Here is a 20,380-nt window from a genome sequence, read left to right on the forward strand (position 1 = left end):
GGCTATGGGCAGATCCCTCCCTACGCTCGGGATGACATTACTGCTAATGACCTGGCAACTTATAACCCGTAACAAATCACTATTTAACTAATAACCAATAACAAAATAAGACCGTTCAATTTGAACGGTCTTTTTTCAGAGGCATCGAGCGCCCCGACGCTTCGGGGGAACCGCTGTACAACACCCATGTCTCAAACGTATATCCTTGAAAATAAAAAACCGTCCCAATCAGGAACGGTTTTCTTTAGATTCAGAGGCATCGAGCGCCCCGACGCTTCGGGGGAACCGCTGTACAACACCCATGTCTCAAATGTATATCCTTGAAAATAAAAAAACCGTCCCAATCAGGAACGGTTTTCTTTAGATTCAGAGGCATCGAGCGGATTCGAACCGCTGTACAAGGTTTTGCAGACCTCTGCCTAGCCACTCGGCCACGATGCCATTTTCAGGAGGGCAAATGTAACAAAAATATCATTACACTCCCAACACAAGCTGCATTTAGCGCTTCAGGGTCATTTCGATCGATACCCGCTCCACGTTTCCGCCTATAGGAGGGTTGATCTTCGACACTTCCACTGTGGCCCACTCAGCGATGCTGATCTCTTCTAAAATGCGGTCCAGAATCCTTCTGGCCACATGTTCGAGTAGTTTGGAGCGAACAGCCATTTCCTCCTTCACAATTCTGTTGATATGCACGTAATCTACCGTATCCTTCAGCGAATCTGATTTCGCCGAGGGCTGCAGATCAGCCTTCACTTCCACATCGACGCGGTAATCGCTCCCGATCTTTCCTTCCTCCACCAGACAGCCGTGATAGGCATATACCTGTATGTTTTTTAATCGTATTACTCCCACTTCAGAAATTCTTGCTGCAAAAATAGCGTACGCGGGAATGAAACAAAAAGAATCTCACCAATTATCGCATGGTACATTTACAATTGCTGATTCCCTGGAAAAGATCAATCCCCAGTGTGATCACATGGGTACCGGTACTGTAGAGCTGAATTTCATTGAAGATCACCTGGTAGGAATAAGCAAAATAAAAGCCTCCCTTTTTCAAACCGGCCATAGGCCCGATGTTCCAGGGGTTCAGGAACTGGTCGTTAAGGAAACGGTAGGTCAACCCGAACCAATAGTAATCTTCAAAGTCGAAATATCTGAATTTCATGTTCAGGTCAGTACTGGACCGGCCGTCACTCTCAAAAAGCTGAAAGAAAACCGAAGGTTCGATCTCCCAGTTGGAGTTGATGTTCTTCTTGTACCTGTAACCCGAGTAGATGTAATAATTACGCAACCGGTTGGGTTCAGAGATCGCAAAGACGTTCAGATCCTTATTCAGGATATTGGCAGCATTCAGACTGGCAAAGAACTTCCCCTGACGATAAAGAATACCCACATCAAAATTGTGATTCGTGGTGGCCCTGTCATCCGTGATCGATGGGTCAGCATTCGGATCAAACTGGTTGATATCTACCCGAAACTGGTTCACGTTATATGACAATCCGAAAGACAGAAACTTATCTTCCTGGTTGTTCAGGGTCAGGTGATGTGCAAACGAAAGTCTGGCGCCGTACTGAGCTGTAAAACCATTACGGTCATTATAGAACAGCACCCCGGTTCCTGATCGCTGCCCCAGCCTCACATCTCCAACCAGGGTCTGTGTATCGGGGGCATCTTTAATACCCACCCACTGGGTCAGGGCATTTCCTCTCACTTTCACATAATCTCCGATTCCGGCATAGGTCGGGGAGATCACGAATTCATTGTCTGCCGTGTATTGGGTAAAGGTCGGCAGAGTCAGCTCCTGGGCGAAGGTAAGGCCCATCCAGGTCATAGCCGCTGCAAAGATCAGTTTTCTAATCATCATTCTCGTTTCAGTAGGTTAATTCATTTCATTAGCGATAGAGGGTAAAGTGCCCCACAAACTCTCTATCATCATTTTCCCCATTCAGTTTTATCACATACCAGTAATCTCCTGTTGGTAATGGCGTGCCTTTGTATTTTCCATCCCATTCCTGCCCGATGGTCATCTTACCGACTACTCGTCCGTAACGGTCATAGACCTTAGTCAGGATTCGCGGATAGTTCTGGGTATTATCAGGTCCCCAGGTGTCGTTATTTCCATCACCATCAGGTGTAAAGAAGTTCGGTATATCGACATCGATAAACTCCTTTTCTACCGTGATGGTCATCTCACATCCGTTGGCGTCAATTACGGTTACCTCGATCACCTTGATCTCACGACCTTCCTCATCTACATAACCGGGATCATTCGCTCCTATATAATAGGTCGGGTCAGATCCGTTGTTGCGGTCATTAAAGTAGAAGGTATAAGGGGCCTGCCCTTCTGTGGCTTCCACCTCGATCAGGTTCATCTCATTCGGATTGGTCATGTCAGTTAGAACCACCGGATCGATCTGGTCGATATCAAAGCTGTTTTCGAAAGTATGACTACAGCCTTCGTAGAAAACGGTCAGCGTCTGAGCAGCACCGGCTGGCAGGTTGCGAAGTATTCCCACGCCGTCAACTACCTCGTCGAACAATATCGCATCGTTGATGTCATTGGAATTTATCGCCACCATCAGCTCATTCGGATCAAGCTCCGCATTATTGAAGATCACTTCAACCCAGTTTGAAGGCATGTTTGCCTCACAGGCGTAATTCGGAGTAGCCTCTCCTGAGAGATCAGGTCCCATCGGGATCATAAACGGCATTTCAACCGTACATCCGTTCGCATCGGTTACGAAGACTGTATACTCCACATCACCGCTCAATCCGTCGAACATCACCATATCAGCATCGGTGATATTGCTGCGGGCCATCACCTCATCACCTGAAGTGGTTTCATTCAGAGTCACGCTGTAAGGAGCAGTTCCTCCTGCAGCATTCACTTCGATATATCCGTCGTTCGAGCCAAAGCAAACCAGTGATGATTTAGAGATCTCAGAAACGATCACCTCATTCGGCTGTTCGATAGTGATCTCTTCCGTAGTGAAATCACAACTCCATGCATCGTAAATGGTGATGGTATAGGTTCCCTCCGGAAGATCGGTAAAGACCGGTTCTCTCTGCTCAATCGAAGTAGTCCCTCGGGTAATATCATTCAGTATGAAATAATAACTGTCTGCACCGGCCCCACCTGTTATGTTGGTGGCAGTAACCGAACCATTACTCTCCCCGTTACAGGTCACATCTGTTTTGATGATCTCTGCGGAAATGAACTCAGGGGTGATCAGCTCCACATCTGCGGTTACTTCACATCCGCCGGCGTCGGTTACTGTAGCGGTATACTGTCCACCGGAAAGACCGATGAACACATAGCCGTTCACATCACTCACCGTCTGAACATCACCCGTGGTGTTATTCAGCAATTCTATGGTATAAGGTGCATAACCTCCCTGAGGATTCACATAGATCTCACCCAGGTCATTGGTACACGTAACATTCGCTATCTCTTCAGCCGTGGTGCTCAAAGGCTCCAGCGACTGCTGAATTGAGAACTCACTGGAAGGAACGGTACAATTCAGTCCGTTGGCAGTAAGAGTAGCCTCTATGCGGAAGGTTCCCGCAGGAATTCCATCTACAACTATAGTGTTGGTTGCGCTGTTTCCACTCAAAGTGAAAGCAGGATCGGTTACACCGGTAATGGTATAAGTAAAGCTGCCTGACTGGTCTCCGTCACCTAAATAAAGGTCTTGCATCACCAGCTCCACACTACCTGAAGCAGTGCCGAAGCAGGAAACTCTCGATGATTCCTCTGCAGTGAGTACGAAGTTATTCGGATCGTTCACCGTATGGCCTATACTCACCTCACAACCGGTATCAGTATTGATAATGTTGACAAAGTAAGCCCCCTGGGCCAATCCTGCAAAACTCCATGAAGCATCAGTGGTTACAGGTGAATTATCAACCGCTGTACCATCGGCGCGGGTCAGGAAGTACTGCAGGTTGGCAGTTCCTCCGATCACATCTACGCTTACGGTCACATCTTCCCCACTTACACAGGTCACAGCATTATCAACTGTTAATTGCGGATTCTCTATTCCGATGAACGGAGGTATCACGGCATCAATAGTTCCCATACATCCGTTCTCATCGTAAACATTCACCGTTACGGTTCCTCCCGCAAGGTCACGGAAGTTCAGTACAGGATTACTGCTGTTCTGGATCACTGATCCATTATATACAAACTCATATCGCACATAGGTGCCACTTCCGCCATTAACATCGGAAGGATCAACGATCACCTGTGCATAATTGGTCACATTGCTTCCGGCGTCACAGGCAAACGGAATTACTTCCACATCAGTGATCGTTACAGCCTCAGGAGCATAAATCAACTGATCAACTGTAGCCTCACACTGGTTAGCTGCTGTGGCAGTGATGGTATAAGTTGTTCCGGCAAGACTTCCGGCAAGACCTTCAAAGGTAGCCGTATATCCGTTGCTGCTTGTCGCAGGAATAGTCGTTGCTACTCCGTCAACCGCTGTAATTTCGAACGTGAAGGGACCAATGCCATTATCTACCGCATCAACCACTATTTGTCCGTCAGCAAAACCTTCACAGGTCTGATCCTGTGCATAGATCACAGCGATCTGTGGCTCGAGTCTTTCCGGTACTGTTACGGTTTTTACTACCGGGCAGTCCCCATCAAGATCCCAAACGGTAATGGTATAATCTCCGGCTTCAGCGGCTCCATCCCAGGTCATTCCTGAAGCAGGAAGTGCCGTTCTCGTCAGGTCTGCTGCATTCGGACCATCGATCTCGATCTCATAAGATCCTGAACCGGTGATCTGGTCTATGGTGATCACCGCATTGCCGGCTGTACCGGCCTCACAATCAAGTAAGGTGGTTATCTGCGGACGGTAGTTCAACGGTGTTACATCAATTACATTCGTAGCATTGTAACCGCAACCATTGGCATCGGTAATCTGAATATCATAGGTGCCGGCGGTTAATCCGGTGATAACATATTCGTCATTTGCATCAAAAGTGATATTTCTTACAGCTCCGTTCACTGTTAAGGTATAAGGGGCAATTCCGGCCTGAGTCAGGGTCACAGTAACCTCACCTCCATTGCTTGTACAATTATTGGTCAGGTCCAGCGCGATCTCAGGTGTAGGATCGGTACCGATAACAGCCGTTCCGGTTGCAAAACAACCAAGTGCTGAAGTTACGGTCACATCGTAGGTGCCTGCATCGAGTCCGGTGAATACACCATCGGTGTTCGACTGAAGTACACTTCCTCCCTGCGAAATTTCATAGGTATATGGCGGATCGGTCTCTGTAGCTCCGTCAAGGGTCACTATTATGGTTCCGTCAGCACCGGCACAGGTTACATTGGTTGTAGCGATGTTGTCAATAGCCGGAATAACAGGAGCAGTCAGTTCGATGTCTAACACCTCCACGCAACCCGTGATATTATCGGTTACGGTGAACTGGTAAACACCATCTAAATCCAGTCCGGTGAAGGTTGCAACTGCACCATTATTTACGGTAGATCCATCAGGATACTCGGCATCAAAGCTAAAGTCTCCTGAACCTCCGATAGCTGATAGGGTGATCACCCCGCCTGTATTAGCATTACTGGCGTCACAGGACAGATCGGTGTCTATGTTTCCTGAAACGGTGAATTCTTCGAACAGTTCGATGTTGTCTGAAACAACAACCTCACAAGACCAGGCATCAGAGATACGCACTTCATACTCTCCCGCTCCGAGTCCGCCGAATAAAGCGGTCATTCCATACTGAGGCGCTCCAAAATCGACTCCGTCTTTGATAAGCTGGAAGATATAATCGCTTCCGGCTCCACCTGAAACATTATCAACCGTCACCTCTCCGCTCAATCCATCGCAATTCGGATTGGTAGCAGTGATGTCTGCCGTGATCGGTGTAGGATCAACCAAGGTAATATCGGGTACCTCAAAGGCACATCCGTTCTGATCGATCACCCAGATATCGTAGGTGCCCGCATCAAGATTATCGAATCTTGGCGTTGATGCATAATTAGATGCATCTGCAGGATCCGGATTCGGTGTCTGGCTTACATAATAGCCATAGCCTCCCCAACCACCCTGGGCCAGTACTTCGATAACCCCGTCATTACCTATACAGGTAGGATCGGTTCCCACAGCTGTGGCTGTAAGGGTTTCGCTCGGACCTTGTATAGAGAAGGTGGTGCTTACCGGACAGAAAGGCGAGCCTGTAAGAGTGATATCAAGCGTATAATCTCCCTCAGGAAGATCGTTGAAATCTATACTCACTCCTGTACTGGTAGCGTTAACAGTAGCAAATGAAGGATTGGTTGAGGTTAGGGTGTAATCAAAAGCACCCGCATCATCTCCATTGGAAAGATCTGTATCAATCACCGTAGCAGTTACCGATCCGGTTGCAGATCCGAAACAGCTCACCTCGGTATTGGTTACGATCTCCAGTTCAAAAGTATTCGGAGCCACCAGTTCTATAGTCTCTGTAAGGAAACACCCGGTATCATCATTGGTCACGCGAACTTCGTATAGTCCCGGATCCAGATTGTCAAAAGTATGGGTGGCGGCGTTAAGCGTTGCATTATCAGTATATGATCCGTCCAGCTGAGTCAGCTCATAGGTGATTGACTCTCCGTTATATCCAAGGCCAAGCACAGCATTCACTTCAATACTACCGTCCAAACCGTTACAGGTTGGCTGAACAGCTGTCAATCCAACGCCGTCAAGGCTGTTGAAAGGTTCGATAACAATGCTTTCTGTATCCTGGCAACCATTCTCATCATAAACAGTCAGGCTCACCGTTCCTCCCAGCAGGTTGTTAACGGTATACGTTTCATTGGTGCTGCTTTGTGTAAGATCATCAGAGGTGTTGCCCGGTGTACCATTGTCGTAGGTGAACACATAGGTATATGCCCCGGTTCCGCCGGTTACATTGGTGGCTGTAACAGTAGCCACCCCGGTGGTATTTCCGGAAGTACAGCTAAAGTCATTCAGCACAAGAGGATCCAGAACCACTTCAGCCGGCTGAGTGATAGTGGCATCAATCGTGGTTTCACAGAAATTCGATCCTGATCGAACTTCAATGGTATAGGTCAGTCCGGTCTCCAGTCCGCTGAGTCCATCAAATACAGCTGTATAACCATCCGAATCAGACGGGATAATACTTAATGAATTCGTAGTCGTACCATCTGTGGAAGAGATGATCTCAAAAGTAAATGGTCCGATGCCATCATCAGCGGCCGAGACGGTAATACTGCCGTCACTTCCACCGAAACAGCTCACGTTGGTAATATTGTCAATGGTAGGATTCGGCAATACCCTGTCAGGAGCCTCAACTACCACGCTTACCGGACAGTTTCCTGAAGGATAGGCATCGGTCACAATAATTTCATAGGTACCGGGCAGTGATGCATCAACACTGTATGTGATGGTTGCAGAGCTAACCGGAACATTGTTAAACGAAGGATCGGGTGTTCCGTTAGGCAGAATAACCGTATACGTAAGGTTGTTAAAGTTGTTTATCGAACTTCCTCCGGTAATATCAACCGTGATCTCTCCGTTAGCTAATGCCGCATTCGGATTACAATCGATAGGTTTCACCAGTTCGGCATCCAGCTGCAGAGGCGGGAATACCTCCACTGTTTCCATATCGGTACATCCGTTACTGTCTTTCATATAGACATCATAGATACCGGGAGCTACGTTGGTGAATACATTACTTCTCTGGTAAGTCGCTCCACCATCTATGGAATAATAGTAAGGCGCCAGTCCTTCAGTAGTGTCAGGATTAACCGTTATAGAAGGTTGTACCGAGCAATTGTCAACCACTACTGCGTCGATAACAGGAGGCTGTGCGATATTCATGGTTACATTACCAAGGTTTTCAGCACAACCGAACTGATCTTCAACACTCACATTAATATTGATCGAACTTACTGTAGGATCAGAAATATTGCTCAGAGGCACTTCAATGACTAAATCATTTGATGTTATAGGATTAACAAAATCAGTACTTGTTAAGGTAATGGTATAGTCTCCTCCACCTCCGATAAGGTTTTGTATCTCGATTAGTCCGTTTTGTTCACAGGTGATATCCTGTAACACATCAGGCGTACCTGTGATAGGATCGAGTTCTTCGATCAACACATTCTCTGCACCATATACACATCCGTTGTCGCCTGTAAGAATCACATAATATTCTCCGGGCGCCAGAGGCGTGGTCGTAGAAAAAGTATCAGGGGAACTGAATGGGTTAACACTACCCGATTCAATCGGGTTATCGTTGATGTCGAAAAGGTCCCAGGTAAAGCTGCTTCCCAGATCTCCATCTGTATCATTCACAGCAAAATCAATCACCCCGTTATTGGAACCGGCACATGAAGGCGTGGCAGTTCCCGAAACGATTGGAATATCGATCAGGTCATTTACATTTACCGTACTCTGACGAATACAACCCTTGGTGTCACGTACGTAAAATACATAGGTTCTTCCTGGGATCAAGTTCGTAAAGGTATATTCGTGTGGTCCTGTAAGAGGAGTCACCGGACTTGTCCAGGTAGCGGTTAAGGGATCAAAATCAGCCGGATCGCTGGTATACGTATATTCGTAGCCCGGATCTCCCTGGGTTCCCTCAACGGTAACATCCATCTGGGTACAACTAACCAGAACCGCGCTTACATTAATATTCAGATCGTCTAAAGGATATGGAATAATAAACCTTCCGTATTCCCAGTAACAAACAGCACCGGTTACATTATGTGTAACACGTACGGCAGGATATACCACATCACCCGCGCTGTATGTATCAAAAACCGGACTGGTCTGCCAAACGCCGGTTCCGTCATCATATTCGATAGTATAATCTCCTCCTGTGAAGAAAGGTGGAATATTGATAACCTCAAAACCGAATCCGGTTCCAAGACTCAGATCATCACAACTTCCAATTATAGGATCAACAACCGCTGTGAGTTCTTCAGGGTTGATAAGTGTCCTGCTGTCAGTAACCATACAGCCTTCGCTGTCGGTTACTGTGATGGTATAGGTTCCTGCAGCCAGGTTGTAAAACACCCTGTTCTGTGACACTTCATTGGCATAGGTGGTGGTAGTGGTCCCGTCGTTGAATTCGATGGTGTACGGACCTTCACCCCCTGTGATATCCAGCTCGATCGAGCCGGTATCATTATAACAGGCCGGCTGATTGTCGGTCAGATTGATGGCTATCGGTGCATACTGATCGATGGTCACCGTGGTGGTGTATTCACAATACACAGAATTACCATCATTGTCTCGAACATATACATCATAGTCTCCTGCATTGCCGGGAGTAACGGTCAATGAAGAAGCCGTTGTAAAATCACCGGCGCTCACAGCTGTTCCTGCCGGAACGATGGCGAAGACATAATTTCCGTCTCCTCCTGTAGCGGCGACAGAGATATTTCCATCATTACAGCTGATATCGTCTACAGTGGTGGTTGCCAGTAAAACGTCTTCAATGATAACTGACTGAGTTACGATACAACCGTAAGCGTCTCTCACGTCGATGGTATAGCTCCCTGGCAATAAGCCTGAAAAGACATGGCTGGTAGGTGAGGTGTTCATGTTCACATATGGTCCACCATTCAGGCGCACCTGAACATTCCCATTACCAACAGCTCCCGTTCCGTTTGGATCAAGATTCACGGTTATGGTTCCATTATTATCTCCCGCATAACAGTCAGCGGCTATGGCTTCCATCTCCAGCGGGTTCGGCTCATTTACTGAGATATTGGTATTGGTCTCACAACCATTACTGTCACGAACTACAATTATATAATCTCCGGGAGCAACATCCGTAAAGGTGTTGTTACTGCTGAAAGCATAGCTTCCGACAACTACTCCGGAGGCATCTTGAAGCTCGTACTGGTAACCCGGTGTTCCGCCTGATCCGGTTGCTTGTATTGTGGCAAGCTGACCATTGTTACAGGTCGCTTCAGTTGTCACATCTGCAACCACTGCAACAGCAGTCGGCTGATCAATGGTGAACGGAATAGAAATAACACATGAAGGATCAGCGCTATCGGTAATGTTCAGGGTATAATCTCCTGCAATTAAATTGTTCTCAGTGGCCGAAGCAGTCAGACCGCTGCCGGTAGTAACGGATGCTGAACCACTGTCAAGTATTTCATAGTTATAGGAAGTGATATAATTAGCCGCATCGAATGTCACGGTACCATCAGAACCTCCGAAACAAAGTACATCGGTGGTATTGGTGATCACCCCTGTGAGTTCTTCACCTGCCTGTATGGTCACTGGTAAGGTGGTTGTACAACCACTTCCATAGTCAACCGTCACCACATAGCTACCCGGCAAAATATTTGAAAAGACCGGTGAAGCCTGGAACGTTCCCCCGTCAAATGAATAGGTAAACGAAGGGTCAGAAGGGGTTGCTGTAACAGTCACTTCACCTGTTCCGTCACAATTATAGGTGACAGCGTAGCTTAATGCCGGCTCGTCAGGAAGTGGAGCAATGATGATCGTATCTTCCACGAAACAAGATGTTGCATTCGCATCGCGAACTCTTACGGTATGGGTACCATCCTGAACACCTGTAAAAACATTCGATGTTTGCCATGCGCCGCCATTGAGACTGTACTCAAGGGTTCCGCTTCCGCCGGAAGCAGTTACCGTGATCTCAGCATCTGCGGTACAGGTATAATCGGTATTTGATAAGGCTACAATAATCTCATCAGGTTCCCCGACAGTCACCTGCAGCGGGAAAGTACATCCGTTCACATCACGAACCATCGCATCATAGGTGCCTGCGGTCAGGTTGTAAAAATCAGGTGAATTCTGGTAGGTAGTCCCATTATCAAGGCTGTACTGATAAGGTGCGGTTCCTCCGGTTGCCGAGAGCGAAACACTTCCGTCAGCTCCCCCGAAACAAGTCACATCAGTTGGAGTGGCTATCAGATCCAGAGCTGCTGTTTGGGTAACGGTTACCTGGGTTAGAGCTTCACAATAATCAGCAGTTCCGCTGTTATCGCGCACGTATACATCATATACACCGGGAGCTGATACACTTAATACATTATTTGCTGCATCGAAATCAGCGTCACTTACAGAATTTCCTGCTGGAACGATAGCAAACACATAATTCCCGTCACCCCCTGAGGCGGTGGCCGTAATATTTGTAGTTCCTCCGCAGGAGTTGATCACTCCGGCATTGGCAGCTACCTGAACCTGGGTGTCAACAGTAATCGTAGCCGTAGCTTCACAATCCAATGCATCTCTTACGGTCACGGTATAATTTCCGGGAGTCACATCGAAAGTATTCGAGGCCTGGAAAGCAGCTCCGTTCAGACTGTAGGTGAATGGAGCAGTCCCTCCCGAAGGAGTGGCCGTAATGGTAACATTGTTGGTTCCGTCATAACAACCGGCGCTACTGAGAGCCAGGGTTGGCGGTACAGGGTTACTTAATGTAAACGGTCTTGAAATAATACATCCTCCCGCATCTTCGATAGTTACAGTATAATCGCCGGGGGCAGTAAGGTTATTGAACAGGCTGTTGTTCTGAGGGCCCTGAGTGCTGCCATCAGGCAAGGTCAGGGTATACCGGTAGCTTCCGTATCCTCCAGTCGCACTCACTCGTACGCTTCCTCGTGGTGAAGAACAGGTCAGGTCATTCACTTCAAGGGTTGCATCCAGAGCGGTAGCCGGAGCATCTATAACGACAGTTGCAGTTGTGGTACATCCGTTGGCATCAGTGACTTCCACATCGTACGATCCGGCGGTCAGATTATCCAGATTAATGGTCGCTCCTGAAAGGCCGCTGCCTCCGGCAGAACCATTCACGGTATAACTGTATGGTGGTATAAAGTCAGTTACGGTAAGGGTGGCCGAACCATCGACTTCTCCTTCACAGGTAACGTTACTCTGTGAGGTGACCGAAAGTCCGATCTGCGGGTTAATCGTTAGTTGTGTCGTGTTGGTACAGCTGAACCCGTCTCTAACGTACACATCGTAAGTTCCCGGGGTCAGGTTGGTAAAGGTATAGGTGTTCGGTGTTGCGCTGTCTGCATTGAACCAGGTGCTGTTATCCAGACTGAACTGGTAATCTCCGTTTCCTTCTGTTATAGTAACAACGATCTCGCCATTAGTACCATCATAACAGGTAGTTGCAGTAGCATCAAAAGTAAGAGGAAGGGGCGCATCGAGCACCACTGGATTAAGCGTGTTAGCCTCACAGCCGTTAGCATCTCTTACATGTATTTCATAGCTTCCCTGAGGAAGGTTGGTGAAGACATTATTGGTTCCCCAAACAATGCCTGCTCCACTTCCGTCATCAATTCCGTACTCGTAAGGGGCAGATCCGCCGGTAGCTTCTGCTACAATAGTAGCGCCCGGATTAACAGGGTCACAGGTCACTTGCTGAGTTACATCAGAAGTGACTTCAAGAACCTGAGGCTGCCCGATTGGAGCTGTTGTTCCCATTGTAAAGAAACAGGTGTCATCTACCGGGTTCCTGATCTCAATGGTGTAATCGGCAGGAGCCAGATTGTTTACTGTAACGGGAGATGTATTTGAAAAGGTCCACGTGTTACCTCCGTCAATGCTGTATTCAAAACCTTCAGCCGGATCAAAATTGTACACATCAAAAGTGATCGAGCCGTCTGCGGCTCCAAAACAGGTCACGTCATTCTGCTGGCCAATGGCCCCGCTGAATTGCTGGCTTTCCTCCACCACGATCGGCACCTCTACTACCGAGGTACATATCTCCGGTACCTGATAAACACGTAATCCGTCGATAGCGATATCATTTCCGGAGAAAACAGTGGAATTACTTCTGATCCTGAAGGTCAGGGAAGAATTTCCGCCTGAATTCAGTGAAAGCTGCACAGGGTGCCACTGCTCATCGTTGTCGATAAAGCCGGTCTGATCCTGGCTCACTACATTTCCTGAGCCGTCGATCACCTCAACGATGATCTCAGGATCTCCCTGGGTCGAGCTCTGATATAACAAGTTAAATACACTGATATCGACCATGATATCAGAACCGTTCACGATATCATTGATCTGCTTCGAATAGATTATTCCTCCTTCTCCGGCTGCATCGCCGATATTTACGGCCAGGTATCTTCCTCCTGCAACCCCGTCGGCATCAGAAGGTGTCACCCATTGCTGTCCGCCTATCGGCTGCAGTGCGCTGGTCACCACATATTCTCCGTCATCCAGCATGCGGTCTGCATCTCCTTCCGGCGGATCCTGGTTCTGTACCTGAGATTCGTAGATATAATTCGGGTTGATCTCATTCAAGGTGGTATTTGGTCCGGTTCCGAAATCCTCTTCCAGAAGTATCCCGGGTGTAGGATTATCAGGAGTGGCATTTTCGTAGAATACCGTAATGGTATAATTTCCGGGAGCCAAACTCTCGAAGGAATTGGAATCCTGTGGAATGTCTCCGTTCAGACTATAGGAATAAAGGTATACGAGGTTGGGGTCTTCAACAAAAGGTGTCAGGACCACATTTCCTGTGCCGTCACAGTTATAGTCTACTGCATCGGTAATCTGAGGAATTTCTGTTAGCGCGTTTACATCAACATAGGCCTCAAACTGGCACCCATTGGCATCACGAACATAGACATATCCGTCATTTGAGCGTATTCCGGTATTGGAAGAAGTCCATGTTCCGTTAATATTATATTCATAAGGCGGGGTTCCTCCTGAGGCATTGGTGATTCTTATCTCTGAACCACCCAGTTCAGGCAAACAGGATACGTCGGTACTCACCCCTGCGTAGGCCACAAGTGGTGCATCAGGCTGTTCGATGGTGAATTCACGAACAAATGAACACGTGCTGTTTCCTTTCTTAACAAAAATGGTCACTTCGATCACATAATCCCCGGCAGCCAGGTTAGGAAAGGTTCCACTGGCGTTCAGTGGGAATAAAGGCGTGTTCTCCCCTCCATAGACATACGTATCTCCATCAAACAAAATGGCTTCGACGCCGATTTCCTCATTGGTTTGAAAATCCAGAGATACCGCTCCATCGGTTCCCCCAAAGCAACTTACGTCCTGGGTTTCTACCGTAAAGTTATAGCGTGGATCAAGTTCAATCGTCTGAATGTTAGAAAGGGCAAAGTTACCGGCTTCATCGCGCATCACCAGTACATAATCCCCGGCTTCCTCGATCAGAATTTCATATACCCGTGATTGAGAACCACCGGTACTTTCACTTTCTTCGTTCGAAAATGCGGAATCAGGAATATCCTGGAATGAATCATAGCGGGGAACCCCGTTCACACTCCAGATGGCAAACTGATATGGAGGATCTCCTCCCCCTCTGGCGATCCTGATACGAGCCCGGTTACAATCTTTGATATTATACCCCTGGGTTTCCATCCACAGTGGGTTAAAATCTTCGATCACAATGGTTTCACTATATGAACAACCACTGTCACTTGAGACACTGATGTCATAAGTTCCGTCTACCAGCCAATCGAAGGTATGCACGTTTTCGGTAGTCGGACCATAGGTGGCTGTATAGCCATTATCTCCTGAAATGGTGTAGGTATACTGCGGACCTGTACCTCCGGCATTGATCGTAATGCTTCCCAAAGAAGCGGGGGTATAGTTCGTTGAAGATGTGGTGGCATTCAACTGATCTTTATAAACATTAAAGTAAAAGATCCTTCTACATCCGTTCTGGAAAACCAGTTCCACACGATAGCTACCTGCATCGGTGACTTCATATCCCGAACCTGAAGCAACGGTGCTCCAGCAGGCATTGCTGGGGTTTGCACAATTAGCAGTAGTAGTACAGCTGGCATTCTGTTGTTGCCAGTTGATCTGTACAGCATCTTCGTATCCCGTATCTATGAACCGGCTTTCTTCGCTTCCGCACAGAAGCAGGTTCGGCATCTGGCTACCGTCGTTCGGGCAGATCCCTACATCGTCGGCAAAAGGCAATATGGGGTTGGCAATACTACTGGCGTCATATACATTAACTGTTTCTGTATAACTGAAGGTTTGTCCGTCACAATCTACGGTCTTGGTAATCACGTAGGTTCCCGGCTGGGTCAGTGTGGCCGTTTGAGTATTGGCCACAAAAGCCCCGTTTCGGGTCCATCGGTAGGTGTCAAAACCTGTTCCGGCGGTTATATCAACAGAACCACCACAGATCGCTTCTGTTCGGCTATAGTTCAGATTGTTTGTGCGCACCGGAAAAGTAGTTGGTGCAGCTGCAGCATCCGTACCATTTGCAAAACTAGGTTCAGAAAGTCCCCGGTAATTCGAATAAGCCTGGTTAGTGATCAAGGTGGTACAGGAATCTCTGAACAATTCAACCTCATCAGTAACCCGAACACGTACCAACACCGTCCCACTGGCGTTTGGTCCGAGATTACCAACATTGATGGTTAGTTCTCTTGTCGTCGTATTGTAAGTCGAATTTGCCGGATCATCTGTACCAATCAGAGTGAGCGTTTCAGGCAACACATCGGTAATGCTATAATTATTGATCGGTGAGCCTGAGGTATTCTCGTATGTCAGAGTATATACCACTTCCTGCCCGGTCGAGGCTCCGCCAATAAGTGTTCCTCCTGTAGCATTGGTGACTTCTTTAATAAGCTTGATCTCATTGGCAAACATCAGGTTGCTTTCGCTTCCTTTTACCAGTAAGGGTGCTTTAAAGTCTGCTACCACAGAGTTATCTTCGATATACCCGAAATCTCCGTTATACGCCAGCAAAAGTTCCTTTTCAGAAGAAGGCTCTGCCAGGGGATTGATTTCAGGGAAGTACTTTAATGCCAAATTCCCGCCGAGTAAGAGGCAGGCAATGGCTAAAAAGGTGTTTAGTTTTAAGTAGTTTTTGGTCATAGCATTACGATTATGGGACTGATACTATTCAAAGTTGGTTGTTACGAACTTCCTACCGGCATTATCCAAATATCATTCTGGTATTGTTTCTTAATGCCTGATCGGTAAGACACCATGGCTTTTTTCCAGGTATCGAACTTCTCAAGGTAGACGTATTTGTAATTGTTAATGGGGTTGATATAAATATTTGCTTTAATACCCTGCTGTTTCAGACTGTCGACAAAACGACGGGCATTATTCATATTGTCAAAGACATTGGCCACCAGGTAATAGCCTTTGCTATCTCCTCTTTCGGCCGGCTCTTCCTCAGCGAGTCGCGTGTCGCTGTATACAGCAGTGAATGGTCTGATTAGGTTATTCACATACCTTTCGGTACATTCTGAAATGACTCCTCCTCTTCGCTGAATGAAGTTTTCATAAGAAGGGTCAAAGTCTATATTATTCTGAGTGGTATTTTTACCGCTGTTTGCGTCTTCACCTCTTTTATTGTTTTCGGTATTCGAAGCCAGGACGGTATTGGTGCGATCGGAATTCTTTACCCTAAGCACCCAGGCCTTCTGCTCATAGGAACCATTAAAGTTATTGGCATAGGCCTGCTTGGCCTCCTGAAAATTATTGTACCTGCCCAGGTAAACGTAGTTCAGGTTTCCTTTTTTGAATACTCCTGCCTTGATACCTTTCGATTCAAGCTCTGCCAGAAAATCATTCAGATAACGTTCTTTGCTGAACACATTGGCAATCGCATAATAACCCTTATCGACCCCGGCCACACGGTCTGTGGCAGTCGTGGTCAGGACAGGTTTGTCGTAATTGATATACTGATTGGTTTTTTCTTTGGAAGTTTCTGCTGTTGCAGCCGGTGCTTTCTCTCGGTTCCCGGAGCTGTTGTCGGCATAGACCTCAGAACTGATCTCCGGCGCATTGAACTCTTTGCCTTCCTTCATGTCCTGAACAGCCTGTGTCACAGCCTGCTCCACCTTTTGCTGATTCCCACGATCTGCTTCGTCTTTGATGAACTTCAGCAGATAAGCGAACCGGCGATCGATATCCTTTTGCCTGGCTTGTTCGATGGAGTCCTGACGAAACATCATTTCTTCAATGATCATGTCGTTTTCTGCCACCTGAGCACGCAACTTCTCGATTTCAGCGTCCTTTTCGGTTTTGGTTTCAACCGAAGTGCTGTCTACAGCTTGTTCAACGATCTGAAGATCGTTTTCAATATCATCAAACACCCTGTTTTCGGTAAGCGTCGGAGTAAATGAATAGGCGAAACTTACCTCGTGAGTAGCTCCGAAATTCGATACCTGATCTTTAATACCTTTTTCGATGGTGTATCCTAATGAAAGTCTTTGCGTCAGGTTAAAACCGACTCCCGCAGCTATTCCGTAGAAATCATCATAGCCGGCCTGTACCCATCCCACCTTTGGCAGATCGAGTATCAGGCTTCCTGATAAAGTTACATCTTCACCTCCCCTGGTTCTGGCTCTTGAAAGCAGGCTCATTTTACCATTCTCCAAAATACCGGATCCATTTTCAAACCGATTGGTATACATGAGATGTCCTGAAAAGGTTTTTTCGCCAAAGTCGGTCAGGGAACTGCTGGTCTTTAAGTTATAATCAAACAGGTTCTCGGCATAGAACCCTACATCGAAACTTCCGACAGACAGGTTGATTCCCGGTTGAAAAGACAGCAGCGAACTACCATCAAGGTCTGCTAGAGCAGGGTCGTTAGGTTGGGTGGGGTCGATCCCGTCAGGGTCCACACCACTATCATAGTAAGAGAGGTTAAATCCGAAGGTCAGGTTGCTTTTTTCAGCAAGCTTTACTCCATATGCATAATTCGCCATCACTCCGAAATTTGAAATGGTGGCAAACTTCTGATGATAAATGCTTAGTCCGAGACCGGTGCGGTCTCCTACTCTTCCCGAATAACTGGCCAGGTAGGTCTGGTAATTATCGTCGAATTTGATCCATTGGTTACGGTGATAGAAATTCAGGTAGGAATTATCTTCATTTACCGTAGAGAAGGTAGGGTTGATCAAAAACCGGTTAAACTTAAGCAGATTCTGGGCCGGAATATCGATGGAAGCCACAGGGGTTTCTTCCTGGGCGCTCACCGAAAAGGCCAGTAGCACATGCAACATCAGCAATATGGAAAATTTCCTCGTCATCTTTTATTTAATCACTGTTATGGTGCCCTGCTTTAATACTTGTTTTCCGTTGTTAATCTTGTAATAGTAAATGGGTGGTCGGTTTCCGTTATAAGTAATATTCCCGGCTTGTGGCCAGTTGTTCTGGTACTGGTTGGTAGCGAATATCTGTACGCCGTTCTCATCGAATATACTAACCGTTATATCGGCCTGATACGCAAAGGAACTCGGCAATATCCAAAGGTCATTGAAGCCATCGCCGTTTGGTGTCACCACATTAGGTACGGCATAGCTCAGCTGATATTCCATGGTAAAGCTTTTATATACCTCACAACTCCCTATAGTTGCTTTGAGCGTATAATTCCCTGCTTCCGTAAGAGTAACAGACGGACCGTTGGTGATAAGATTCTGATTCTGATCAAACCATTGATAGGTTTCAGCCCCGCTGGCATTGACCACTTTGGTCTCTCCCTCCGGAATACTGAACAGTTCAGGAACATCAAGCATCACTGCGCTTTCGTCAAAAGGCATGATCTCTATTGGATCAGATATCACTTCACAGCCATCGAGAGCCAGTTTCAACTGATAACTACCGGTAAGGTTGGTATCAAAACTGCTTCCGTTTTCTGATAGTGGGGCTCCGTCTTTTATCCAGGTATAGGTATAAGCTGTGTCTGTCACCGAAGAGGTGATGGTAACCAGCTCTCCCCCCTGGCAATAGGTGCTGCTTGAGGCTGATAGTACCGGAGTTTCTGTAATGCCGAGTTTAATGTTGATCGGATCTGACATTACTGTCGTTCCGGCATCAACCGTTACTTTTAACCGGTATTCTCCATTATCGGTTCTGTCATTCACCTGATAGTTTCTCTGGGTGGCTCCGGAAAGCTCCGTTGAATTTTGTACCCATTGGTATGAAAGACTGTTGAGCTGATTTTCATCGAGTATTACCGCAGTTCCATCAGCATCAAATGCCTCTACCGTTTCCAGTGTAAGTTCAACCGGGCCCGCGCTACATTCGGTATAGGCCGGGGCTGCGATTGCCACAGCGTAAGAAACAGGATCTATAATTGTTATCGTATTTGAATTCTTCTGGGCCACACAACCGGAATTATCACTAACGGTTACGTAATACGAACCGGGAGTGGTAACGGTTAAAGTAGCTGAAGCAGCATTGTTAATGACCTGTCCGTCACGGTACCATTGGTAGGCAGGACTGCTTGCGGTGGTAGAGGCGCTTAGTGTTAATGATTCGCCCGGTAGCAGCAGGTTGCCCTGATCAGCAGTGATATTGAGATCAAATCCGGCTTTGGTAAGGGTCACCTCCGATGTTTTCTCGGTACAGGTAGCATCCGGACGGTCTACTTCCAGGTGATACACCCCTTCAAAATCAGTGTTACTGCTGTTTACGGTATATATATGCTGATTGGTTTGGGCGATTAATTGTCCGTCTTTATACCAGCTATACGTATAAGTGGGGTCGTTAACGTTCGCGGTTAAAGAATAGACTTCTCCGTCACACAGTTGGATAGTTGTATCGCCCTGCAGTTCCACTCCGAGCGAAGCTTCGGTAAAAACCTCCACCAGGTTTGATGAGGTTGAAACCGAACAATAATCTCCGTAATCGATCTCGGCAAAATAGATACCTCCTTCAGAAACCTCTATTGAGGGTCCCTTTTCACCTTCGATCAGCACCATGTCTTTATACCAGTTATAGGCCTGTTCGTCAGGATAGTTATCCACTGTCAAGGTAATGCTGGATGATTCGCAAACAGATGCTTCCTGGTAGTTATTGACGATAAGGGCTTCATTCACACCTCTGTAATAAGCTGAAAAAGATACGCTTAAGGGGCTGGTTTTAGCCGGATTGGTACTTCTGACACGTACTTTATAGTTATCTCCTGCCACAGTTTGCGGAAAGGAAAAATTGAAGTCAAAATTATAAACCGTATTTTTATTCCCTGCAGATGCCAGGGTGGTGGGAGCAGAAAAATCACCGTTTTCGTCTGAAAGCTCCAATATAAACTCATTATCTGAAGCGACGTTTTGGGTGGGTTCCCACTGAAAATTAACTGAAAAAGTGTTGTAAGACTCCGAAGCGCAGGCGTAAGAAAAACCGGGGACGGGTTGCTTAAGATCCTGAGCATAAGCACCCACGGCAAACCCTGTAATAGCAAGGGAAAGCAGCACAAGCCGGTTAGTTCTTACAGATTTTGATCTGTACATTTGGGTTGAGTTGGTCATGAAATTGGGGTATTACAAAGTAACACTTTTTGCAATTACAATCCTAAAGTTATCAGAATTTTTCAACAACGGTTGATAAATGTGGTGAAAGCACATATTTTATATGCCAACCCTCTTCTTTGTAAGGTTTCGTTTTTTCAAATCGCCCTT

At 46.9% G+C, this 20,380-nt stretch carries 5 protein-coding genes and 1 tRNA gene; all 6 read right to left on the minus strand.

Translation table 11 applies throughout. The features are described 5' to 3' along the window. Window positions 1-370: 370 nt before the first annotated feature. Window positions 371-441 (minus strand) — tRNA-Cys (locus K7R10_RS13870). Window positions 442-498: 57 nt separating this feature from the next. Continuing rightward, window positions 499-855, minus strand: coding sequence for a dihydroneopterin aldolase (gene folB / locus K7R10_RS13875; protein ID WP_224485331.1), 357 nt, complete (start codon window positions 853-855; stop codon window positions 499-501). Between the two features lie 61 nt (window positions 856-916). Further along, window positions 917-1,867: a PorP/SprF family type IX secretion system membrane protein gene (locus K7R10_RS13880; RefSeq protein ID WP_224485332.1), complete on the minus strand. Its 951-nt coding sequence runs from the start codon at window positions 1,865-1,867 to the stop codon at window positions 917-919. Between the two features lie 28 nt (window positions 1,868-1,895). Next, entirely contained in the window at window positions 1,896-15,839 is a 13,944-nt protein-coding gene (locus K7R10_RS13885) for a T9SS type B sorting domain-containing protein (RefSeq protein ID WP_224485333.1), read from the minus strand. A 41-nt stretch (window positions 15,840-15,880) separates the two neighbouring features. Continuing rightward, window positions 15,881-18,010, minus strand: a complete 2,130-nt coding sequence (locus K7R10_RS13890) for a PorP/SprF family type IX secretion system membrane protein (protein WP_224485334.1) — start codon at window positions 18,008-18,010, stop codon at window positions 15,881-15,883. 3 nt (window positions 18,011-18,013) lie between these two features. Then, complete coding sequence (locus tag K7R10_RS13895) at window positions 18,014-20,212, minus strand: T9SS type B sorting domain-containing protein (protein ID WP_224485335.1); 2,199 nt, start codon at window positions 20,210-20,212, stop codon at window positions 18,014-18,016. Window positions 20,213-20,380: the final 168 nt, after the last annotated feature.

The sequence above is a fragment of the Robertkochia aurantiaca genome, from assembly GCF_020166495.1.
Lineage (GTDB): Bacteria > Bacteroidota > Bacteroidia > Flavobacteriales > Flavobacteriaceae > Robertkochia > Robertkochia aurantiaca.

Bases quoted from the DNA above. Each gene is read 5' to 3' on its own strand.
- K7R10_RS13880 (WP_224485332.1), bottom strand. From the start codon at position 1,867: ATGATGATTAGAAAACTGATCTTTGCAGCGGCTATGACCTGGATGGGC.
- K7R10_RS13885 (WP_224485333.1), bottom strand. From the start codon at position 15,839: ATGACCAAAAACTACTTAAAACTAAACACCTTTTTAGCCATTGCCTGC.
- K7R10_RS13890 (WP_224485334.1), bottom strand. From the start codon at position 18,010: ATGACGAGGAAATTTTCCATATTGCTGATGTTGCATGTGCTACTGGCC.
- K7R10_RS13895 (WP_224485335.1), bottom strand. From the start codon at position 20,212: ATGTACAGATCAAAATCTGTAAGAACTAACCGGCTTGTGCTGCTTTCC.